This window comes from Streptococcus henryi DSM 19005, from assembly GCF_000376985.1.
In the GTDB taxonomy this organism is placed as follows: domain Bacteria; phylum Bacillota; class Bacilli; order Lactobacillales; family Streptococcaceae; genus Streptococcus; species Streptococcus henryi.
This window is the reverse complement of the sequence record NZ_AQYA01000019.1, coordinates 1-20,920: the sequence shown is the minus strand read 5'-3', so window position 1 is coordinate 20,920 and position 20,920 is coordinate 1. Positions and strand designations below refer to the sequence as shown.

At 40.4% G+C, this 20,920-nt stretch carries 22 protein-coding genes; 15 read left to right on the top strand and 7 right to left on the bottom strand.

The features are described from left to right. The first annotated feature begins 182 nt into the window (after positions 1-182). The 3 genes from metE to F601_RS0101220 all read left to right on the top strand — a co-directional run bounded on the left by metE (position 183) and on the right by F601_RS0101220 (position 5,280). Positions 183-2,423: a 5-methyltetrahydropteroyltriglutamate--homocysteine S-methyltransferase gene (gene metE / locus F601_RS0101230; protein WP_018163857.1), complete on the top strand. Its 2,241-nt coding sequence runs from the start codon at positions 183-185 to the stop codon at positions 2,421-2,423. Positions 2,424-2,502: 79 nt separating this feature from the next. Next, entirely contained in the window at positions 2,503-4,371 is a 1,869-nt protein-coding gene (locus F601_RS0101225; protein ID WP_018163856.1) for a bifunctional homocysteine S-methyltransferase/methylenetetrahydrofolate reductase, read from the top strand. A 174-nt stretch (positions 4,372-4,545) separates the two neighbouring features. Next, complete coding sequence (locus tag F601_RS0101220) at positions 4,546-5,280, top strand: glucosaminidase domain-containing protein (protein WP_018163855.1); 735 nt, start codon at positions 4,546-4,548, stop codon at positions 5,278-5,280. Between the two features lie 118 nt (positions 5,281-5,398). Here the strand turns inward: F601_RS0101220 and F601_RS0101215 are convergent, their stop codons facing one another. The 3 genes from F601_RS0101215 to F601_RS0101205 all read right to left on the bottom strand — a co-directional run bounded on the left by F601_RS0101215 (position 5,399) and on the right by F601_RS0101205 (position 7,138). Continuing rightward, complete coding sequence (locus F601_RS0101215) at positions 5,399-5,641, bottom strand: type B 50S ribosomal protein L31 (RefSeq protein WP_018163854.1); 243 nt, start codon at positions 5,639-5,641, stop codon at positions 5,399-5,401. A gap of 129 nt (positions 5,642-5,770) precedes the next feature. Further along, positions 5,771-6,706 (bottom strand): DHH family phosphoesterase, encoded by a 936-nt coding sequence (locus F601_RS0101210; protein WP_018163853.1) that lies wholly within the window; start codon positions 6,704-6,706, stop codon positions 5,771-5,773. After that, the gene (locus F601_RS0101205; protein ID WP_018163852.1) at positions 6,707-7,138 is read right to left on the bottom strand and encodes a GNAT family N-acetyltransferase; all 432 of its coding nucleotides are present in this window, start codon (positions 7,136-7,138) and stop codon (positions 6,707-6,709) included. It abuts the gene before it with no gap. A gap of 213 nt (positions 7,139-7,351) precedes the next feature. Here F601_RS0101205 and F601_RS13645 point away from each other — a divergent pair, with 213 nt between their 5' ends. The 3 genes from F601_RS13645 to F601_RS0101190 all read left to right on the top strand — a co-directional run bounded on the left by F601_RS13645 (position 7,352) and on the right by F601_RS0101190 (position 9,056). Further along, complete coding sequence (locus tag F601_RS13645) at positions 7,352-7,519, top strand: DUF3781 domain-containing protein (RefSeq protein ID WP_245686272.1); 168 nt, start codon at positions 7,352-7,354, stop codon at positions 7,517-7,519. A 137-nt stretch (positions 7,520-7,656) separates the two neighbouring features. Continuing rightward, positions 7,657-8,277, top strand: coding sequence for a helix-turn-helix domain-containing protein (locus F601_RS0101195; RefSeq protein WP_018163851.1), 621 nt, complete (start codon positions 7,657-7,659; stop codon positions 8,275-8,277). Positions 8,278-8,540: 263 nt separating this feature from the next. Beyond that, on the top strand, positions 8,541-9,056 hold the full coding sequence (locus F601_RS0101190; RefSeq protein WP_211205901.1) for a methyltransferase family protein: 516 nt from the start codon (positions 8,541-8,543) through the stop codon (positions 9,054-9,056). Positions 9,057-9,142: 86 nt separating this feature from the next. On the opposite strand, the gene F601_RS0101185 is transcribed toward F601_RS0101190, so the two are convergent. After that, the gene (locus tag F601_RS0101185; protein ID WP_018163849.1) at positions 9,143-9,790 is read right to left on the bottom strand and encodes a nitroreductase; all 648 of its coding nucleotides are present in this window, start codon (positions 9,788-9,790) and stop codon (positions 9,143-9,145) included. Positions 9,791-9,890: 100 nt separating this feature from the next. Between F601_RS0101185 and F601_RS13020 the strand changes: the two genes are divergently transcribed. Next, positions 9,891-10,127: a winged helix-turn-helix transcriptional regulator gene (locus F601_RS13020; protein ID WP_018163848.1), complete on the top strand. Its 237-nt coding sequence runs from the start codon at positions 9,891-9,893 to the stop codon at positions 10,125-10,127. A gap of 194 nt (positions 10,128-10,321) precedes the next feature. On the opposite strand, the gene F601_RS0101175 is transcribed toward F601_RS13020, so the two are convergent. Together F601_RS0101175 and F601_RS0101170 are read right to left on the bottom strand one after the other, a co-directional pair. Beyond that, entirely contained in the window at positions 10,322-11,236 is a 915-nt protein-coding gene (locus tag F601_RS0101175) for a DMT family transporter (protein WP_018163847.1), read from the bottom strand. Between the two features lie 90 nt (positions 11,237-11,326). Continuing rightward, positions 11,327-11,833 carry a TetR/AcrR family transcriptional regulator gene (locus F601_RS0101170; protein ID WP_026183049.1) on the bottom strand — a complete coding sequence of 169 codons (507 nt, stop codon included), beginning with the start codon at positions 11,831-11,833 and terminating at the stop codon, positions 11,327-11,329. Between the two features lie 145 nt (positions 11,834-11,978). On the opposite strand from F601_RS0101170, the gene F601_RS0101165 reads away from it, so the two are divergent. The 6 genes from F601_RS0101165 (at position 11,979) to F601_RS0101140 (ending at position 17,490) form a co-directional block, all read left to right on the top strand. Beyond that, a complete protein-coding gene (locus tag F601_RS0101165; protein WP_018163845.1) occupies positions 11,979-13,130 on the top strand; it encodes a pectin acetylesterase-family hydrolase in 1,152 nt (383 codons plus the stop codon). Positions 13,131-13,213: 83 nt separating this feature from the next. Continuing rightward, a complete protein-coding gene (locus F601_RS0101160) occupies positions 13,214-14,311 on the top strand; it encodes an alpha/beta hydrolase (RefSeq protein ID WP_018163844.1) in 1,098 nt (365 codons plus the stop codon). Between the two features lie 28 nt (positions 14,312-14,339). Beyond that, the gene (locus F601_RS0101155) at positions 14,340-15,479 is read left to right on the top strand and encodes a pectin acetylesterase-family hydrolase (protein WP_018163843.1); all 1,140 of its coding nucleotides are present in this window, start codon (positions 14,340-14,342) and stop codon (positions 15,477-15,479) included. A 12-nt stretch (positions 15,480-15,491) separates the two neighbouring features. Then, on the top strand, positions 15,492-16,430 hold the full coding sequence (locus F601_RS0101150) for a poly(ethylene terephthalate) hydrolase family protein (RefSeq protein ID WP_018163842.1): 939 nt from the start codon (positions 15,492-15,494) through the stop codon (positions 16,428-16,430). Beyond that, positions 16,427-16,552 (top strand): hypothetical protein, encoded by a 126-nt coding sequence (locus tag F601_RS13590; RefSeq protein ID WP_018163841.1) that lies wholly within the window; start codon positions 16,427-16,429, stop codon positions 16,550-16,552. Before F601_RS0101150 ends, F601_RS13590 begins: the two co-directional genes overlap by 4 nt. After that, positions 16,552-17,490 (top strand): alpha/beta hydrolase, encoded by a 939-nt coding sequence (locus tag F601_RS0101140; RefSeq protein WP_018163840.1) that lies wholly within the window; start codon positions 16,552-16,554, stop codon positions 17,488-17,490. Before F601_RS13590 ends, F601_RS0101140 begins: the two co-directional genes overlap by 1 nt. 267 nt (positions 17,491-17,757) lie before the next feature. Here F601_RS0101140 and F601_RS0101135 read toward each other — a convergent pair whose 3' ends face one another. Continuing rightward, complete coding sequence (locus tag F601_RS0101135; RefSeq protein ID WP_018163839.1) at positions 17,758-18,666, bottom strand: MurR/RpiR family transcriptional regulator; 909 nt, start codon at positions 18,664-18,666, stop codon at positions 17,758-17,760. 277 nt (positions 18,667-18,943) lie between these two features. Between F601_RS0101135 and F601_RS0101130 the strand changes: the two genes are divergently transcribed. Both F601_RS0101130 and F601_RS0101125 read left to right on the top strand, forming a co-directional pair. Then, positions 18,944-19,507, top strand: coding sequence for a sugar O-acetyltransferase (locus F601_RS0101130; RefSeq protein WP_018163838.1), 564 nt, complete (start codon positions 18,944-18,946; stop codon positions 19,505-19,507). 61 nt (positions 19,508-19,568) lie between these two features. After that, positions 19,569-20,920: 6-phospho-beta-glucosidase (locus F601_RS0101125; protein ID WP_018163837.1), on the top strand; the 1,352-nt coding region annotated here is incomplete at its 3' end.

Here is a 20,920-nt window from a genome sequence, read left to right as displayed (position 1 = left end):
TAGCCCACTTGATATAGTTAATAACTATAACAAACTCTAATTGTATAGTTTGAAACTATATCAAGACTTAAAAAGATAAAATAGCTAAAAGCATTGAAATTACTGATGTTATGAGATAAAATTTAAATCATAAAATTTTTAAATGTTATAGTCAATATTTTATAACGTTATAGGAGGTAGCTATGGTAGTGGTTTCAAATTTAGGATACCCACGTTTGGGTGAAAATCGTGAGTGGAAAAAATTAATTGAATCTTATTGGTCAGGAGATATTTCCCAAGAAGAATTAAATCAAGAGTCTAAAGTCTTGCGCTTAGCAAACTTGAAGAAGCAAGTTGATGCAGGTGTTGATTATATTCCAGTTGGCGATTTCTCTTTATATGATCATATTCTAGATTTATCTTTTCAGTTTGGTATTATTCCAAAACGATTTGCTAAGGAAGAGAAGGATTTAGATTTGTATTTTGCTATCGCTCGAGGCGATAAAGATCATGTAGCTTCATCAATGAAGAAGTGGTTTAATACCAATTACCACTATATCGTTCCTGAATGGTCAAAAACCAAACCTCATTTAACAAGTAATCATCTCCTTGAACTCTATCGTGAAGCACGTGAAGTTGTGGGAGAAAAAGCTAAACCAGTTATAGTTGGTCCAGTGACATTTGTAGCCCTCTCATCAGGAGTTCAAGATTTTACAGCTGCAGTAAAAAATCTTCTACCACTTTATAAACACATTTTTAAAGATTTGGTAAATGTTGGCGCTTCTTATATTCAGGTCGATGAGCCCATATTTGTAACTGATGAAGGGGCTGATCTTGTTGAAGCTGCTAAATGTGTCTATTCTTATTTTGCCAAAGAAGTACCGGAAGCAAAATTGATTTTTCAGACATATTTTGAGGCATTAATTGATGCTAAAGAACTATCTCAACTGCCTGTAGCCGCATTTGGACTGGATTTTGTGCATGGCTTGGAAGAAAACTTAGAAGCAATTTTATCAGGACTCTTTGCAGATAAGGTTATTTTTGCTGGAGTTGTGGATGGTCGAAATGTTTGGTCTTCAGATTTCATTAAAACGACTGAATTGCTTAAGGCTATTCAAGAAAATGTAGCTGAAGTGGTAGTCCAGCCTTCTTGCTCTCTGTTGCATGTTCCAGTAACAACTAAAAATGAAACGGATTTAGATCCAGTTCTAAAAAATGGTTTATCATTCGCAGATGAGAAACTAGTCGAAATAAAACTACTAGCTGAAAAACTTAAGGGAATTGATAATCCTGCTTACACACAGCATATTCAAAACTTCGATAAACTTCAAGAAGCAGATTTTCGTAATGTTGTTCTTGAAAATTTGGACAATGTTCCAACACAAAGGCATCTTGATTACAGTCAGCGTCAGCTATTACAACAAGAGCGTCTGGGCTTACCAATTTTGCCAACGACAACTATCGGTTCATTCCCGCAATCACCTGAGATTCGTCGTAAACGATTGTCTTGGAAATGTGGGGAAATCTCTGAAGAGGAATATAAAGAATACATAAAATCAGAAATCTCACGTTGGATTAAAATTCAAGAGGACTTGGGCTTAGATGTCTTAGTTCACGGAGAGTTTGAACGAGTAGACATGGTAGAGTTTTTTGGTCAAAAATTGGCAGGCTTTACAACTACAAAATTTGGCTGGGTTCAGTCTTACGGATCACGCGCTGTCAAGCCACCAATTATCTATGGAGATGTTAAACATATTCAACCCTTAACTGTTGAAGAAACAGTCTATGCACAGAGTCTGACTAGCCGACCTGTTAAGGGAATGCTAACTGGACCAATTACAATTACCAACTGGTCATTTGAGCGTACAGATATTTCTCGAGCTCAATTGTTTAATCAAATTGGACTAGCAATTAAAGATGAAATTCAGTTGTTGGAAAATGCTGGTATTGCCATTATTCAAGTGGATGAGGCTGCGCTTCGTGAAGGATTACCTTTGAGAAAGAGCAAACAACAAGCCTATTTAGATGATGCTATTCATGCTTTCCGCATTGCGACTTCATCAGTGAAAGATGAAACTCAGATTCATACCCATATGTGCTATTCAAAATTTGATGAAATTATTGACTCTATTCGTGAATTAGATGCAGATGTGATTTCAATCGAAACAAGTCGCAGTCATGGAGACATCATTGAATCATTTGAAACTGCTACATATCCATTAGGAATTGGTCTCGGAGTCTATGATATTCATTCTCCACGTGTCCCAACAAAGGAAGAAGTTATTGCCAATATTGAACGCCCACTTGTTCAACTATCTTTGGGACAATTCTGGGTTAACCCTGATTGCGGTTTAAAAACAAGACGTGAACCTGAAACTCTTGCTGCACTGAAAATTCTGGTTGAAGCTACTCAGGAAGTTCGTGCTAAGTTTGGTAAGGCTTGATTCATTAGCAATAAGAAAAACTCAAGCAGGTTCGGTTTCTGAACCTGTTTTGCCAATAATTAAATAGAAAGGAGGGCTTATGTCAGATTTATTGGAACGTTTAAAAACAGAAATACTGGTGGCGGACGGTGCCATGGGAACACTTTTGTACGCCAATGGACTTGATAATTGTTATGAATCTTATAATTTATCCAACCCTCAAGAAGTTTCTCGAATTCATCAAGCCTATATTAATGCCGGTGCTGACATTATACAGACAAATACTTACTCAGCAAAACGGCATCGACTTAAGGCATATGGTTATGAAAATGATATCAAGGAAATAAATCAAGCTGGGGTTAAGATAGCGCGTGAAGCAGCTGGGGATGAGATTTTTGTTTTGGGAACTGTTGGAGGCTCGCGTGGGCTAAAGCAATGTGACCTAACTTTAGAAGAAATAATTGACCAGACAATTGAACAAGTCACGTATTTACTTGATGGGAAATTGATAGATGGTCTTCTCTTTGAAACCTATTATGATGTTGAAGAATTGCTAGCTGTTCTTGAAGCTGTTCGTCCAATCACAGATATCCCTATCATCACAAATCTAACCTTACTTGAACCTGGGATTACTCAAAATGGCCAACCTCTAGTGGAAGTCTTGAGCAATCTGGTCATGTTGGGGGCAGATGTTGTTGGTCTGAATTGTCACCTTGGTCCCTACCATATGATTAAATCGCTCAAGCAAGTCCCCTTATTTGCTCAATCATTTTTAGCCGTTTACCCAAATGCCAGTTTGTTGGAGTATTCTGTTGATGGCAATTCAAACCGATTTGGTTTTAGCCAAAATGCTGAATATTTTGGGAAAAGTGCAGAGCTTCTAGTGGCTGAGGGAGCTAGAATTATTGGTGGCTGCTGTGGAACCACACCAGAGCATATCAGATCTGTCAAACGAGTTGTTCGTGGACTCAAACCTATCGAGAGAAAATTAGTTACGCCATTAGTAGCAGAAGAAGAACTCATCGCAGCCAGTAAACAAAATGAGACTTTGGTAGATAAAGTAAAACGTGACATTACAGTGATTGCGGAGCTTGATCCACCGAAGACACTTGATATTACAAAATTTGTTGAAGGCATTAAGGCTTTAGATCAAGCGGGTTTAGCAGCCATCACCTTAGCAGATAACTCCTTAGCCAGAACACGTATCTGTAATGTCAGCTTAGCAGCCTATTTAAAAAATGATCTTACAACACCCCTTGTACTACATTTAGCTTGTAGGGATTATAATCTCATTGGTCTACAATCAAGATTACTTGGAATGGATGTCCTAGGATTTGATCATATTTTAGCAGTGACAGGTGATCCATCCAAGATGGGAGATTTCCCAGGCGCTACAAGTGTCTATGATGTCACAAGTTTAAAGCTGCTCAGTCTGATTAAACAGCTTAATAGTGGAAAAGGCTATAGTGGTGGCAGTATAAAAAAAGCTACTGACTTTACAGTAGCAGCAGCTTTTAATCCAAATGTAAAAAATTTATCCCGATGTGGGAGATTACTCGATAAGAAAATATCTTCTGGAGCTGATTATTTTATCACACAACCAATTTTTAATATCGAGACAATAGATACTCTATCACAACTAACAGTTCCTTATGAAACACCATTCTTTATTGGAATTATGCCGATAACAAGTTATAATAACGCCGTATTTTTACATAATGAAGTTCCCGGTATCCAACTTTCTGAAGATTTCTTGGCTCGATTAGAAGAAGTGAAGGAAGATAAAAAAGCCTGCGAGAAATTAGGTTTAGAAGAAAGTAAACGATTGATTGATAAAGCTCTTGAATATTACAATGGCATTTATCTCATCACACCATTTTTGAGATATGATTTAACCATAGAACTAGCTAATTATGTTAATGAAAAAAGAGAGCAAACTGATTTGCTACTCTTAGATAAAACATCCTAGCAGTTTATAAGGATACTTTGGGAAGCGAATTGTGGATAAGTCGCCTAAAATTGAAGAAAATAACATAGGAATCCAAAAAACTGTGGAAAATTCGAAAATTGTCATCTTATTGTTACATATCCTGTGGAAAACTTTGATATAATAAAGACAAATACATTTTTACAAGGAGATTCTGTGACTAAGAAGACTATCATTAAAGTGGTTTTGAGTTTTTCAGCTATTATCGCACTAGCCGGTTTCGTCATGGGAACAATGAGTAGCGAAGCGAGTAAAACAGTAACTGCGGAGTCTGGATATGCCGGACAAACCACTTCAGAATTTATTGCTTCAATTGGTGAGAGTGCACGACAAATTGCTCAGGAAAATGACCTCTATGCTTCAGTTATGATTGCACAAGCAATTCTAGAATCAAGTAATGGTCAGTCTGCTCTAAGTCAAGCTCCACACTATAATTACTTTGGAATTAAGGGAAGTTACAATGGGAATTCAGTGACCATGTTGACCTGGGAAGATGATGGATTTGGAAATGCCTATGAGATTGATGAGCCTTTCCGTTCATACGGTTACATCTCTGGTTCACTTTATGATTATGCTAACTTATTGAGAACATCAACTTATTCAGGTACATGGAAATCAAATACGACTTCCTATACTGATGCAACAGCAGCATTAACAGGTTTGTACGCAACAGACACTGCTTATGCCTATAAACTCAATAGTATTATTGACATGTATGGTCTGACGGCCTACGATTCACCAGCTTATGAAGTTCAAACTTATGGGGCTGGACAAGAAGCTACAACTACAGGCGATTATGTGTGGAATTCACATCGCGGTGCTTATACTGATTCAGCGACATTAGCTGAAGACGAGGCATGGCTAGCTCATATTGGGCTTTCCCTTAATTAATAAGAATTAAAGCATTGAAACCTCTGAACATCTTGGAAATGCCAAGATGTTTTTTTGTTATAGATAAACAAAAAAACACTCTCGACGAATCGAAAGTGTTTGCCAACAAGCATGTTGATTATTTGAGACCGTATTTTTTGTTGAAGCGGTCCACACGTCCGTCTGCTTGAGTGAATTTTTGACGACCAGTGTAGAATGGGTGTGAATCTGATGAAATTTCCACACGGATAAGTGGGTAAGTTTCACCTTCGAATTCTACAGTTTCTTTAGAAGCTTTTGTTGAGCCGCTAAGGAATTGGTAACCAGTAGTTGTGTCAAGAAATACAACTGGACGGTATTCTGGATGGATATCTTTTTTCATTGTTAAAATTTTCCTTTCTGCCATAGTACTTTCCGCACCATAGTTATTTTTAACTATTCTAGTTTATCAAAACTAGGGTAGTTTGACAAGGGTTTTGCGTCTTTTTCTTGTATAATTTGACCATTTTCCTTACTTTAGAAGGTCTTTAATTTCTTGATAGATGGCTTGGTTTTCTTCTAGGCTGTAAGAATTGGCTCCGCTGGCTAGGGGATGTCCGCCACCATCGTGATTTTTAGCAATCTCATTGATAACGGCGGTTTTGCTGCGCAAGCGTACACGATATGATTTGCCATCGGCCTGTTCAACGAAAATCGCCCATGCAAGCACGCTGTCAATTTTTCCTGGTGTGCCAACGATAGCAGAAGTTTCAGCTTCGGTAACGTCATATTGTTTCATGACTTCCTGTGTCAGGAGGACACGCGCAGCTCCATTTTCATCTACTTCAAGATGATCGAAGACATAGCCTTGAAGTTTGGCAATTTTATATGGGAAGCTGTCCATTTGACGGGAAATAGCTGAGAAATCAAAGTTGTAGCCACGAAGAATAGCAGCAATATTCAGGGTTTTGCTAGTTGTAGTAGGGTAAAGGAAGCGACCAGTATCACCGACGATTCCAGTGTAAAGGAGGCGGGCAGCGTCAGCAGTCAATTCTAAGTTAGTGGCTAGGGCAAAATCTGTAATGATTTCACTGGCGCTTGATGCTGTGGTATCCACATAGAGGATGTCGCCATAAGGGTCCTCATTTGGATGGTGGTCAATCTTGATGAGGAAATCACCATTTTGGTAGCGGTCATCGTCGATGCGCGGAGTGTTTGCTGTATCTGTTACGATGACAAGAGCACCTTGATAGTCACTGTCAGTAACCTCGTCCATGCTAGTCATCCAAGCTAGGGTTGGTTCATTAATACCAGTGGCTAAGATGCGTTTTTCAGGGAAATTGTGACGCAAAAGTTGGCGTAAACCTGCTTGACTGCCAATAGCATCAGGGTCAGGTCTTTGGTGACGGTGAATAATAATAGTGTCGTATGATTTGATTTTTTCTAGAATTGTTTCAAAAGTCTTCATTTATCTCTCCAATAACATGTCAATATGTGGGATGCCATCTTCTAAGTAGCTTTCAGAAATTGGCTTGAAACCAAAGGAAACATAAAAGTCTTGCAGATAGGCCTGTGCTTGGGCATAGATTGGTTTTTCCGGGAAGTTTTCTTGATAGATTTCAAGAGCCTTGGTTACCAAACTTCTTCCCAGACCATCTTTCCGCGCAGCCTGAATGACTAATACACGTCCTAGTTTTACCTGATTTGGACAATCAATAAGCCTGCAGTAAGCTAAAACTGCTCCGCTATTTTCCAAAAAGAGATGAAGGGCTTCAAGGTCTAAGTCATCCACTTCAGGGTAGGCGCAATTCTGTTCCACCACGAAGACCTCGGTGCGCGCTTTATAGATTTGATGGAGCTGGCGCGTGGTTAGCTCCTCGAAGGTTTTTAAAGTCCACATGGTCCCTATTATAGCATAAAAACTGTGAGGAGGGCGAGAATCAAGGTTTTGGTTTTGGGAAATGCTACGCTGGGAATGGAAAGAGTGAAGGTTAAGTGATATAGTGATATGTTTGAAATAAGGTAACTTGAAATGACAGAAAGAGAAATTTTGCTTGATAATATCCACAAACTTCATACGACAGAGTTGGGAGTGGATAGAATTCGGTAGAACTTGAAAATTGATGTGGATGATGTTGTCGACTATTGCAAGGAAAAAATAGCAAGCGAGGACTGTATCATTTATGGCCAAGGGAAAAATTATTATTGCCAAGTTGAAAATGTAAAGATAACTGTTAATGCTCATTCCTTTACCATTATTACTGCACATATTACCAAATAATTCGTGTTTGTAATAGGAAATTTGCTATGCTACGGAACGTTGCGCCATTGCTACGGAGCGTTTCTTGAATGTCAAAGACTTTACGGCTATAGTAATAGTAGAGGGAAACCTAAATATTATATAAGGAGGAAGACAAAATGACATTTGGTGAAAAATTAAGAGAGGCTCGGAAGACTGCAGGGATGACACAAGAACAATTGGCAAACATGCTATCTGTATCTAGACAAGCTATTACAAAATGGGAATCAGACAAAGGTATTCCTGATGTGGAGAATCTGAAAATACTGTCTAAGACCCTGGGTGTAAGTATTGATTATCTCTTAGATGAAAATGGAAGTCTTGACATTTCGGTGGTAAGAGAACCTATCAATCTTGAAGATTATGCAAATCTCGATGCTACACATAGAAGGTTTGCTAGGGAGAAAGATAAGTATTTTGATGAAGCGGTGCGTGCAAGATTCCCTCAAGCAGAAATCCATTATCTGCTTCACAAGCAAATCATGACAAAGAAAGAAAAAGGTGTTGAGACTGCCCTCTGGCTTACCACCCCATTTGCGAATACGGTTGAGGTCTTGCAGTCCTTTCAGAATTCTGACAAACATTTTTATCTTGTAACAGAGGGTGAAAAGCAATTTCTTGTTCTGATGACAGATGAATTTATGGAAATTCGACAGCTGGCCAGACCAATTGAAAACATGGCTACTGGGAAAAAATTTGAAATTGGTAGCTTCCGCTTCACCTATTCCGTTGAAATTTAAATCCTAGTTTATCAATGTAGTAAATCATAACTATTAAGAGAAGTAGAGACCTTAAATCTACTTCTTTTTTGAATTTCGACTTTATAAAACAGAAGATATAATATGAAGGAAGAATAGAGCTTTAGGAGAGTTTACAATCTCTTTTTTTGCCTTTTGGAAAAAATGCTATAATGAAACAATAAACAATTTGGAGGTAGATATTGCTAGCAAAGATAATAATGTTAACAATCATGGCAAGTTTTTACATTTGCTATTTTGGCAAAATGATAGAACAAAGAAAACAAGGGATTAGCACTGACCAGCTCGGAAAAGGAAAAGAGGGGGCGCCTCTCTTTATAGAAGTGACCCTGAAACTGATGACTTCTTTGCTTCCAACTCTTCAAGTTTTTTCTATCTGCTTTTATAATGGAAATCCTCATATGGTTTTACAGTCTTTAGGGATAATAATAGCTGGGCTTGGTGTCTTGGTTTTCATCCTATCAGTCTTGCAAATGAAGGACAATTGGCGGGCTGGTGTCCAAGAAGATGCTCAAACTGTCCTTGTAATAGATGGTATCTATTCAATCAGTCGCAACCCAGCATTTCTGGGATTCAATCTCATGTACTTGGGAATTTTATTGTCCTTTTTCAACTGCTATCTTTGCCTTGCAACCTTCATAGTCTTTATCCTCTTTCACTTGCAGATTGTCTATGTTGAAGAACCTTTTTTGAGAGAAGCATTTGGACAAGACTTTCTGAACTATCAGAAAACTGTCATGCGTTATCTCGGGAGAAGATAATCTGTCATCTTTTAAGCAAACTGGAGCTTTCTTTGTCTGTCAAAATTCGAAAAATCCCCTACCTTTTTTAGGTGAGGGGAATAAGTTTATTCAAAAATAGTTAGGATATCATCCAGCGGACGGCGACTGGATCTAAAGTTATTAGCGATGTGGTCATCTTCATAGCCAACAGCGATTCCGATGACAATCTGGTAGTTTTCATCAACAGTTAAATCTTCAGCTAATACTTCTGGAAATTTAACAAATTCATAGGCAATCATGGTATTCAGACCTTGATTGATAGCTGAAAGGGTGGCAGTTTGAACGAAGGCACCGATGTCAAATTTTGACCAGTCAGGTGAATTCTTTGGAATAGCAAAGTAGATGACAGAAGGTGCGCTGAAAAGTGTTTCATTGAGTTGTCTGAAAATCTTGTCTGGCAGATGTTGAAAGTCTTCTTTTTCCTGAGACCAAGCAGCCATATTTTCTTGCTGGTCTTGATGCCAGAGGTGGCGTCCTAGTACTGGAAAGACTGGTGAACTAGACCTTCCAGCTGCGATAAGCTCTAAATGCTTTTTCTTGATTGCTGTCAACTTTTCTCCAGTTGCAATATAAACCTTCCAAGGCTGAGAATTAACCCAAGAAGCTGTTGTTTGTGCATCTGAGATGATTTGTTTGAGGACATCAAGTGATACTTGCTTGTCAGAAAATGAACGGCTAGAGTAACGGTTGGCAATAATATTTTTAAAATCCATGATTTGCTATCCTTTCTTCTTATCTTATGCTAACATAGTAGATATTAGTAAACAAGTATGTACTTTTTTGATAGATAGTTTCCAAAAGGATAGTGAGTATATGACAAAAATAACAAATTGTGCCTTGACTACCACCTTGAATTTGATAGGTGGAAAATATAAGATTGAAATCCTCTATTATTTAACTCGTGGAACAAAACGCTTTAACGAGCTTCAAAAATATTTGCCCAAAGCAACTGCAAAAGTACTTAGTTCCAAACTCAAAGAATTGGAAGAAGATGGCTTTATTGACAAGAAAATCTATCCTGTAATTCCACCCAAAACAGAGTATTCTTAAACAGAAAGAGGAAAAAGTCTTGCACCTCTTATCTTAGCTATTTATGAGTGGGGAACCAGTTATTTCAAAGAAATAGGTCATGAAAATCTTTGCAATGTAGAAGAATTGGAGCGACTAAACCAGCTTGTCAAAGACAGGTAATCTTGTGAACAGACGATAAAAATAAGCCACGGACTGTGGCTTTTACTATAGAGTTACTCAGAAGAGTTTTTTGCATTTGCAGTATAAACTCCTGCAATGATGAGCAGCACACCTACGATTTGGTATAGGGTGAAGCTTTCTCCTAGGAGGAGTGAACCTGCTAGAATGGAGACAACAGTTGCTACACCGATGTAGGATGAAGTGCGGTTGACGCCGATTTTAGCGATAGCCACATTGGCCAGGAAGAAGGCAATGATTGAACAGCCGATTCCTTGGTAGAGAATGGCTTGCAGGAAGTGCTTATTAGTCAGAGGAAGGGTCAGTAAGTCTGCTGTAGTTCCCTTTAGAGAGGCTTCAAGCAGGGCTAGGCTGACAAAGATGATGGCACCTGCAGCCAGCATGATATAGGTAATCTCAGCTCCGCTATAGTCAAAAGCCTTCTCGACAAAGACGCTGTAGAGGGCGTAGGCCAGGACGGCCAGGAGCAGAAAGCTATAGCCGGGGATGGAGAGGCTGGAGCTGGCGCCGACGGCAAAGACGGTGACCAGGACACCCATAAGGGTGATGAGGATGCCTGTGGTCTGGAGCTTGGTCGGTTTCTTTTTGAGAATAAGGGCTGACGCTAGGAGCGAGGCGACGGGGATACAGGCCAAAAAGGCTCCCGACTCCGAAGCGGTGGTCTGGCTGATGCCCAAGGTCTCACCAGTGAAATAAATGGTGGGGCTGAAGAGGGCAATGAGCAAGAGCGGCTTGAGCGCTTTTCCTTTGAGATTAATCTTGATGAGTCCTGCGAGGACGCATAGGCTCATGACCAGAATAGCGATGAGAAAACGCCAGCCAAGTAAGGCAAATTCAGAAGCAGAAGCAGTAGCCTGCTTGGTAAAGATGTAGCTGAGACCGTAGAGAATTTCACAGCCAATAGCACAAAGACTGCCGATAAGGAGGTTATTATTTTTGAGTTTATTCATGTGGAACCTTGTCTAATAATGTTATTAACCATTTTAACGGAAAGCTCTTGGACAGGCAAGTATTCTCGCCATGATTCAAGGATAAGCTTTTTATGTCATCCCATTATTGACCAAGAGGGTGGTCATGGTTTCGGCAGATTCTTGGAGGCCACGATTAAACCATTCCTCTATCCAGCCCAAAACTCCACCTGCCATGAAGCCTTTGACGTAAGCTTCAAAATTGGTGTCCTCTTTTGTAGGGCCGTAGAGGGAGAGGTAAGCCTTAGAAAAAAGATAAAAGAGATCTCTTTCTTTCAGCAAGAGGTAGAGGTCTTGATTTTCCTTTAGGTGTTGAAAGAGACTGCCAAACAATTCTGGGTTGGAGTCTTTCTGGGATTGGTCATAGTCTTCTTTCCAGGTCTTGAGCAGCCTGTGGAGATATTTTTCGATAATGTCCTCCTTGGAGGAAAAGTTTCGGTAAAAGGAATTTCGACTAACCTGGGCTGTTGAGGTAATCTCGCTAATCGAAATATCAGCCAGGGGTTTTGCTTGCAGGAGTCCCAGTAAGGCTTTGTTAATATCCTGGATAACAGCGTTTTTCCGATTTTCATTATTCATGCTGGTACACTTTCCTTCCCTCTGTACCATTTGCAGTTCAGACACTCTAATTTCTTGAGTTGGCTTGGTAGCGATGGTACAATTGTTACATCGATAGTAACTGAGACGAGACAATTTGTCAAGTCCGACAATAGGAGAGATAGAAATGAAAATTTTTAAAAGGATTGCAAAGATAATAGGAGTCATCCTCTTGCTGCTGGCCCTAACAGCTGGCTTAATTTATACCTTTGTCCTCCAATACCCGACCTTGAAGGCAGAGCCCAAGCTTGGGAAATGGTATAAGATGACTAGTCCTGAGATGAAGGATTCGACAGGTGGTGCCTTTCGGACCTTTATCAAGAAAGGCTCTGAAAACAAGGTCATGATTTACTTTGCGGGTGGCGGTGCGAGTTTTAATGAAGAAACAGCCAAGGACCCGGAAAACTTTTACTTCCACGGGGCAGTACCAACGGATTACTTGGCCAACCTAACAATGAATATGGGGGGCTTGGCAACTGATAGTGAGGAGTCTCCCTTCAAGGATTGGACCATCGTCCTAGTACCTTATGCGACGGCTGACTTCCACTCTGGCACGGGGGAATTTCACTACACCAATGATAAGGGGGAGGACAAAATTCTCTACCACAATGGCTACACCAACTATACTGAGACCATGAAACAGGTGGTGGAAGTGGCTGGTATTGACAATCCAGACACTGTTTTGGTGACAGGTTACAGTGCAGGTGGATTTGGAGCAGCTATCTTGGCCGATGATATTTTTACCAATTACTACCCTAATGCCAAGAGCAAAAACCTTCTGGTGGACTCTTCCCTCTTAATCTATCAAGACTGGCAAAGCACAGCGGAAAACGTATGGCAGACTCCGAACTATATTTCCTCGAAAATGGTGAGTGATAATCTGACCTTGGACATGCTAAATGACCTAAACACCAAGTATGGCGAAGGAATAAATCTGATGTTTGATAGCTCAACCCGGGACGGGGACCTTGCCAAGTACCAAAACTATATCGAAACAGGCAGTTTTGATGTTAATGAGAAGGAGGCCGACAAGTACCAGGCCCGGTTGAAGGAATTGGTGCCAGAATTTCAAAAGGCCAATGTCCAACTCTTCTTCTGGGATGGCCTCCAATATTATGATGATACCCTCAATATGACCATGCATACTATTATTGCTGCACCTTATGTCTGGCAGGAATTTGAGGAACAGGGCCAATCCATTGCAGCCTGGCTACAAGAAAATATGGCAGGTCAGGATACCAGTTATGGACTAGACCTGCTTGATAAGGTTTATGAATAGAGGAGGAATATGAAACCAAAAGTAGGTAGCATTGCTCGGAAATTACTTAAGGCCTTGGCTTTCTTGTAACTTTTCTCAGTTTATTGGTCTTTATCGGTGTTCTTGGGAAAAATAAGAACTGGCTGACCCAATTTGGGAGTATTGCCTTTCCCATTTCGGGACGCTTTCTTACTTTACTGGTTGTTATCGGTTTATCGGGCCTGGTTGGGCTCTATCTTACTCGCGGACGGGGCCAAAAGTTGGCCAAGTCTACACTGTTTTTAACGGTCCTTTCTCTGACGGCTCTAATTCTGGGAGCTGTCGAGTGGTCCATGACCAAGAAAGTGGTTGAGGAAAATGGTGGAACCCTGACTTTGCTAGGGGAAATGTCTATTCCCTTGACAGCCCAACCTGATGAGGTGGTAACCTATGCAACCAAGAAGGGACAAGACCTGACACTTTCGGTTTACAGGAATACAGAACCATTTTCCAAGGAAAAACACCCCGTTTATGTGTATATCCACGGGGGAGGCTGGAGTCATGGGGATTCTGAATCCCTGTCAGGATTGCATTGGGAGGTGGCCAAGCAGGGCTATGTCGTCTTTAGTATCAATTATCGCTTAGCAACAAGTGATAATCCTACTTGGGAAAAGGCGACTGAAGATATTGCTGACGCCATGAACTGGATCAAGGCTCATGCACAGGACTATGGTGGGGATAGTGATAAGCTTATTCTGTCCGGTGAATCTGCCGGAGGTCACCTGGACTTGCTTTATACAGGGCTGGTATCTAGTGGACAGTTAGATGCTCCCCTACCAAGTGCGGTTATCGCCATGTATCCGGCAGTAGATTTGCAGTGGATTTCTGATAATGCCCGTTATCTGACAGTTGACCCTATTCCAGGATTTGTGGAGACCTATATCGGAGGAAGTTTGACAGATTACCCAGAGCGGGTGGCAGCCATCGACCCTCTGGCTTATGTCAATGCTAATTTTCCGCCAGTTTATCTTTTTCATGGGAAAAAGGATACCATGGTCAATATCAAAGGTTCAGAGCAGTTTGTTGAGCAACTCAATCAGGCAGGTGGAACTGGAAAACTGGTCAGTCTGCCTTTTGAAAACCACGGTATCAACTTTCAAGCCTTTGTCAGTCTACTGAACTACTATGCGGAAGAGGCAGGTTTGGGTGTGGTGAAACCGTAGAGAACCTACCCTTGAAAGAAGGAATATTATGTTAAAAAAATTAGGAAAAATCTTACTGGGAATATTTGCAGTGCTCTTGGTTGTTGCTGCGGGGGTGTATTTCTTTGTTTTGGAATATCCCAATTTATCAGCCAATCCTAAGCTCGATAAGATGTATCAGGTGACGACCTCAAAAATGAAGGATTCAGAAGGGGGAAGTTATAGAGCATTCTTCAAAAAGGGTAAGGAAAATAAGGTGTTGGTCTACTTTGCAGGTGGTGGTGTAAGTATTAATGAAGAAATGGCAAAGAATGATACTTATAATACCAAATCTGTACCTGTGGACTATCTGGCTAATATTACCATGAATATGGGTGGCTTAGCTTCTCCGACTGAAAATTCTCCTTATAAGGACTGGAGTGTCATTATGTTCCCTTACGCAACTGGGGACTTCCATGCAGGCAGAGGGGAATTCAAGTATACTGATACAGATGGGAAAGAAAAGGTTCTTTATCATAATGGCTATGTCAATTATCAGGAAGCCATGGACAAAATCATGGACTTATCCGGGATAGAAAATCCTGACACAGTCCTGGTAACAGGTTATAGTGCTGGCGGTTTTGGTGCTGCCCTGCTTGCGGATGATATTTTCACCAATTACTTTCCAACTGCTCCTAATAAGAATGTCTTGATTGACTCCTCGTTACTGCTTCATAAGGATTGGAAGACTATCGCAACCACCGTATGGGAAGCACCGGAAACCATTACGGAGAAGATAAAGACGGATAACTTGACCCTAGATATGTTAACGGCCCTGCGTGAAAAATACGGAGAGGATATTAAACTTCTTTTCGATTCATCAACTCGCGATGGCGATTTGGCCAAGGTCCAAAATTATTTTGACACAGGTGTTATGGATGTTTCGGAAAAGGAAGCGGATATTTATCAAAAAATATTAAAAGATACAGTAGCTGAATTTCACAAACAAAAGGTTTCAACCTTTATCTGGGACGGTGTCAAATGGTATGACGACCCTAGAAATCTAACAGCCCATACCATCATTTCAACGCCAGCAGTCTGGTTTCCTCTGGAAAGTAACCAGCAGTCTATCAGTGTCTGGTTAGAAGATGCCATTAATGGGAATCTCAAAGATTATGGGACGGAATTGCTTGATAAGGTTTATGAATAAGTAGGTGAACAGATGAAAAGGCTGATAAAAATTTTGAAATTTAGTGTCATTGGTTTCCTTGTCCTAGGCCTTGTCCTAACTGCCCTCTATTTCTATGCAGATAATAAAAAAGATATCGGTGCGGATTTCCGGTCGCAGATTGCAACGGGTTCGGTGCTGGAAGCTCACTATTTGAAAAAAGGTCGGTTTGATGTCGAAAAAGTTGTTTTCGATGCTGAAAAACCGATTGAGAAGTATTCTATTTTCTATCCCAATGATTTAGCGAAGAGCCAAAAAACCTACCCTGTGATATTTATGGTCAATGGTACAGGTGGCAAGGCGACAAAATACGAGGCCTTGTTTGAACATTATGCCTCTTGGGGCTTTATCGTTGTGGGGACACAGGATAGGGGGACTGGGACAGGTCACACCACCATGCAGGCCCTGGACTTTCTTCTAGCTGAGAATGAGGCTGTGGAGAGCATCTTTTTCCAAAAAATCGACAAGGAAAATATCGGAATCACGGGCTTTTCTCAGGGCGGAGCGGCGGTCATGAATGTTATCACCAACGATGCCTATAAGGGCTATTTCAAGACGGCGGTGCCCCTGTCGCCAGTCAGTGAGAAGACTACGAGGGAAATGACGGATTACAATTATGATAGCTCAAAGGTCCAGGTGCCAATCATGGTTTTGGCTGGTACGGAAGGAAAATTTGAGGTTGAAACAGTTATTCCGCTTTCGGAGCTGAACGTGATTTTTGACAAAATCCCTGAGCAAAAATTGGTTGCCAGAAGATCTGGCATGGATCATGACAAGATGATGTACTCCGCCAGTGGCTATGTCACAGCCTGGTTTATGTGGCAACTGCAGGGGGATACCGAGGCTGGTCAGGCTTTTGTGGGTGAAAATGCTGAAATCTTGATCAATGACATGTATCAGGATGTGAGAATAAAGATGGGAGAAATGCCATGAAAAATGGAGCAAAGAGAAAAATGAGTATGGGCTTAGTGTTGGTCATCATTCTAGGTTTTACCCTTGGCTATTTGTTTAAAGATCTGGCCTTGGATATGTTACTGGGAGGGAGTTTGTTCTAATGAAACTTGTGAAGAAAATCTTAGTTTACTTAGGGGCCTTTATTGCTGCCTTTGCCCTGGGATTGGGGCTAAATCTTTGGGTGACCAGCCTGGCTGCGGATAAGGTTGTCTGGAATGAGACAGTCGGGACAGAACACCTGGATATTGCTTATGGAGAAAAGGAGTCCAATAAGTTTGACCTCTATCTCCCTGCCAATCAGGACCGAAAGAGTTATGGTTTGGTCATCTATCTCCATGCTGGCGGCTTTACAACAGGCGATAAAAGTGATGACGCTGATATCCTCAAGGGCTTTGTCAATCGGGGCTATGTAGCCGCAGGTATTAACTATACCCTGAGAACGGACAGTAATAATGCCTCGGTGGCGACCATGTCTCAAGAAATCAAGGAGGCTATTCCTCATGTGATAGCTGAGGCTAAAAAGCTGGGCTACCCTGTTGAGGAAATGGTCCTTGCCGGTGGCTCGGCAGGTGGTGGTCTAGCTACTCTATATGCCTATCGCGATGGCAAGGACGCCCCTGTCCCAATCCGTTTTGTCTATGCCCTGGTTCCCCCAACCAGTTTCCAACCCGATGGCTGGTATGGCCTTGACAAGGACCTGGAGCAGGCAGCTGCCTTCTTCACTCCGATTACAGGAGTAGCGTTAACAAAAGAAATGATGGAAAATGGGGAATATCAGGAAATTGCTAAAGCCGTCGAGGCCTTTCAGTGGGTGGATGAAGACAGTCCCCCAAGTCTTATCGCCTTTGGTAAACATGATAAGGTTGTACCTTTTACCACAACTCCATACCTGATACAGGCTTTTGAAGAGAACAATGTTGCAAATGATGTCCTGGTATTTGAGCATTCTGGCCATGGACTGCACCGTGACAAGGATATGCAAAAGTTGTTGAAAGAAAAGCTAAATGAGTATTTTGACAGGTATATGCCAGTGAAATAGGGATGGTCTGCATATAAGAAAACTGCTAGTCAGAAGTTTGTTTCTGATTAGCAGTTTTTTCTATATAAAATAATTCCCTTCGCCCTTCTTATCTTCCATCTTGAAAGCGATGATTTTTCTAGGAGCTTACATTCTTTACTCTACGTAATCCGTCCCATTTATTTCTGATTTGCCTAAATAATTTTTTCGATTTGTAGAAAGTTTCAAATGTTTATCTGAGGGAGGTTTTTGCTCAGAGAAACCAACTCTTGATTATGTTAATGAGACTTAGGATATATTGTCAGACTTGCTACTAGTATCCAACTCTCTTAAAATAGTTGAATCTGCATGTCTTTCAGATTCAATTATTTGTGATGCTAGACGGCGAAGTTTCAAATTTTTTTCATATTCTTGAGCAAAAATACAGGAATAAATGGTGTCTAGTAAATATATAATGGAAGTGTCTGTTGAATAGGTCCCGATTTTGGAATAAAGTTTTTCCTTGGTTGCCAGTCTAAAGTTAATATCAGCGAGTAAACTGATAGGGTTATCCCCAAGTGAAGTGATGGATATAATTGGAATGGTCTTTTCTTTAAGAATTTTAGCAATTCGAATCAGACTTTCTGTGCCCCCAGAATAAGAGATAATCAGGGCAAGTGAGTTTTCCTGAGCTAAATAAGCATTAAAAAGTACTTCTCCTTGAAGTTGATGGATTCGAACATCTTTTTGAATTCGGGACATATTGTGAGCGAATTCTTGGGCATTGAGTAGGTTATTGCTAGCTGCAAAAATATGGATAGTATTTGCTTCCTTCATTAGATGAATTGCTTCATTGATTGTTTTTGCTTTTAATAATGAAAGGGTATCCTCAATCGCTTCTTTTTCTAGGTTGGCAATTTTTGATGCAATTTGTAGATAATTATCTGATTTATCGAAAGGAGTATTGGCATCAATCCCTGAATTCTGTTTATTGAAGTAGTTAATTTCTTCTAAAAATGCCTTTTTGAAATCAGTCCAGCCCTTAAAACCAAGTTTTTTACTGATTCGAACCAAACTCGACTTAGATGAAAAGGTATTGGCAGCAATTTGACTGATTGTCAATTCCTCAATCGCCTCTCTTTGTGTTAATAGATAATCTACAACAATTTGTTCGCTATTGGAAAAATTACTGTACTCAAGTTTTTCTAGTAAAAACATACCCACTCCCCCCTTTAATTGGATGACAATTAAGAATCCTCATTCTGTTTTGCTTCATGGTAATGTGCATTAGTGAAGTTTTGATATACAATGACAGTTTAAAAGTTTGGTATACTTTCAGGTCATATTTGTTTTGAAAAATATTCTATAATGAAACTCTGTTCCAAAAATAGACAAGAAAAATTAGGAAATTTGTAAACTAGGAACCAAATCTTGTAGAACTGCTAGTAATTATTATAGCAAATGATAAACTAAAAGTAAGAAAAGAGGTGAAAAGATGAAAGAACTCGAAAAATTAAAAGCGGGTTTACCTTATGATTTTACGGATAGTGAGGTAAATGCTTTAAAAATAAATGCAATTATTGGTTGTCAAAAACTGAATAGTATAGATGTGCTCGATGTTTACAAAAGACAAGAGGCTATTAGTGAATTGTTTGGTTCAGTTGGTGACAATCCCAATATTCTACCAGTCTTTAATTGTGATAATGGGAAGAATATTCATGTTGGTAACCAGTTCTTGATGAACTACAATGGTACTATCCTTGATGTAGAAAAAGTTGAAATTGGTGACTATGTGATGATTGGTCCTAATACCTTGATTACTACTGTAAATCACCCACTAAGCCCAAGGGGACGACGGCAAAATTTAGGAATAGCAAAACCGGTTAGAATCGGAAGCGATGTATGGATTGGAGGTAATGTTACAATCTTACCTGGTGTTACTATTGGTAATAATGTTGTCGTTGCAGCAGGTGCTGTCGTGAATAAAGATGTCCCTGATAATTGTGTTGTTGGTGGGGTCCCAGCAAAAATGATAAAAGCCCTCGATAACGATTTATAACAGGATTAGTGGATGCTGTTAATATGATTTTTTGTTTTTAAGTAAAAAAGGAGTTTACATTATGGCTTTTCCAGATAATTTTCTATGGGGTGGCGCATTAGCTGCGCACCAATTCGAAGGTGGTGTTCTTGAAACATCAAAAGGACTTTCTGTAGCAGACGTCATGACAGCTGGCGCCCACGGTGTGCCTCGCGTCATTACTGATGGCGTGGTAGAGGGTAATTATTATCCAAACCATGTCGGCATTGATTTCTATCATCGTTATAAAGAAGATATTGCTATGTTTGCTGACCTTGGTTTCAAGTGTTTCCGTACTTCAATTGCCTGGTCACGCATTTTCCCAAATGGTGACGAAGACCAGCCGAATGAAGAAGGATTGCAATTCTATGATGATGTTTTTGATGAATTGCTCAAATATGGCATCGAGCCAGTCATCACTTTGTCTCACTTCGAAATGCCTTACCATATCGCCAAAGAATACGGCGGTTTCATGAATCGTAAGACCATTGATTTCTTCGTCAAATTTGCAGAGGTTGTCTTCAAACGTTATAAAGACAAGGTCAAGTATTGGATGACCTTCAATGAAATCAACAACCAAATGAACTATCACAATGATATTTTCGGTTGGACCAACTCAGGTGCTCACTTTGGTGATTATGACAATCCTGAAGAAGCGATGTATATCTGTGGTCACCATACCTTGCTTGCTTCAGCTAAAGCAGTTAAAATTGGTAAAGAAATCAATCCTGAATTCCAAATCGGTAACATGATTGCCATGGTGCCAATCTACCCATTCTCAGCTCGTCCTGCTGACCAAGTGTTAGCGCAGCAAATGATGCATGACCGTTGGTCCTTCTGTGATGTGCAAGTTCGCGGTCACTATCCGCGCTATACCCTTAAGATGTTTGAACGCAAAGGTTACGACATTAACATCACTGAAGAAGATAAAGCAGTATTGGCTCAAGGGAAAGTGGATTATATCGGCTTCTCTTACTACATGTCTAACACAGTTGACTCGACAGCTCACAAAGATGTGTCTGAAGATACCAGCGGTGGAAATGAGCACTCAGTGACCAATCCATTCATCAAGGAATCTGATTGGGGTTGGGCTATCGACCCAGAAGGCCTCCGTTACTCACTCAATGCCTTTTATGAACGCTACGAATTGCCCCTCTTCATCGTGGAAAATGGTTTTGGTGCCATTGATGTCAAAGAAGAAGATGGTTCTGTCCATGACCCATACCGCATTGACTACTTGCGCAGCCATATTCAAGAAATGGAAAAAGCCATCGAAGAAGACGGCGTTGAGCTTTGGGGTTACACACCTTGGGGCTGTATCGACTGTGTATCCTTCACAACTGGTGAAATGAAGAAACGCTATGGCTTCATCTATGTTGACCGCAACAATGACGG

Coding starts and splice junctions, on each gene's coding strand:
- F601_RS0101185 (WP_018163849.1), bottom strand. CDS start 9,790: ATGGATTTTAAAAATATTATTGCCAACCGTTACTCTAGCCGTTCATTT.
- F601_RS0101195 (WP_018163851.1), top strand. CDS start 7,657: ATGACATTTGGTGAAAAATTAAGAGAGGCTCGGAAGACTGCAGGGATG.
- F601_RS0101140 (WP_018163840.1), top strand. CDS start 16,552: ATGAAACTTGTGAAGAAAATCTTAGTTTACTTAGGGGCCTTTATTGCT.
- F601_RS0101205 (WP_018163852.1), bottom strand. CDS start 7,138: ATGTGGACTTTAAAAACCTTCGAGGAGCTAACCACGCGCCAGCTCCAT.
- F601_RS0101130 (WP_018163838.1), top strand. CDS start 18,944: ATGAAAGAACTCGAAAAATTAAAAGCGGGTTTACCTTATGATTTTACG.
- F601_RS0101135 (WP_018163839.1), bottom strand. CDS start 18,666: ATGTTTTTACTAGAAAAACTTGAGTACAGTAATTTTTCCAATAGCGAA.
- F601_RS0101150 (WP_018163842.1), top strand. CDS start 15,492: ATGAAAAGGCTGATAAAAATTTTGAAATTTAGTGTCATTGGTTTCCTT.
- F601_RS0101170 (WP_026183049.1), bottom strand. CDS start 11,833: ATGAATAATGAAAATCGGAAAAACGCTGTTATCCAGGATATTAACAAA.
- F601_RS0101175 (WP_018163847.1), bottom strand. CDS start 11,236: ATGAATAAACTCAAAAATAATAACCTCCTTATCGGCAGTCTTTGTGCT.
- F601_RS13590 (WP_018163841.1), top strand. CDS start 16,427: ATGAAAAATGGAGCAAAGAGAAAAATGAGTATGGGCTTAGTGTTGGTC.
- F601_RS0101155 (WP_018163843.1), top strand. CDS start 14,340: ATGTTAAAAAAATTAGGAAAAATCTTACTGGGAATATTTGCAGTGCTC.
- F601_RS0101215 (WP_018163854.1), bottom strand. CDS start 5,641: ATGAAAAAAGATATCCATCCAGAATACCGTCCAGTTGTATTTCTTGAC.
- F601_RS0101210 (WP_018163853.1), bottom strand. CDS start 6,706: ATGAAGACTTTTGAAACAATTCTAGAAAAAATCAAATCATACGACACT.
- metE (WP_018163857.1), top strand. CDS start 183: ATGGTAGTGGTTTCAAATTTAGGATACCCACGTTTGGGTGAAAATCGT.
- F601_RS0101190 (WP_211205901.1), top strand. CDS start 8,541: ATGATAGAACAAAGAAAACAAGGGATTAGCACTGACCAGCTCGGAAAA.
- F601_RS13020 (WP_018163848.1), top strand. CDS start 9,891: ATGACAAAAATAACAAATTGTGCCTTGACTACCACCTTGAATTTGATA.
- F601_RS0101225 (WP_018163856.1), top strand. CDS start 2,503: ATGTCAGATTTATTGGAACGTTTAAAAACAGAAATACTGGTGGCGGAC.
- F601_RS0101165 (WP_018163845.1), top strand. CDS start 11,979: ATGAAAATTTTTAAAAGGATTGCAAAGATAATAGGAGTCATCCTCTTG.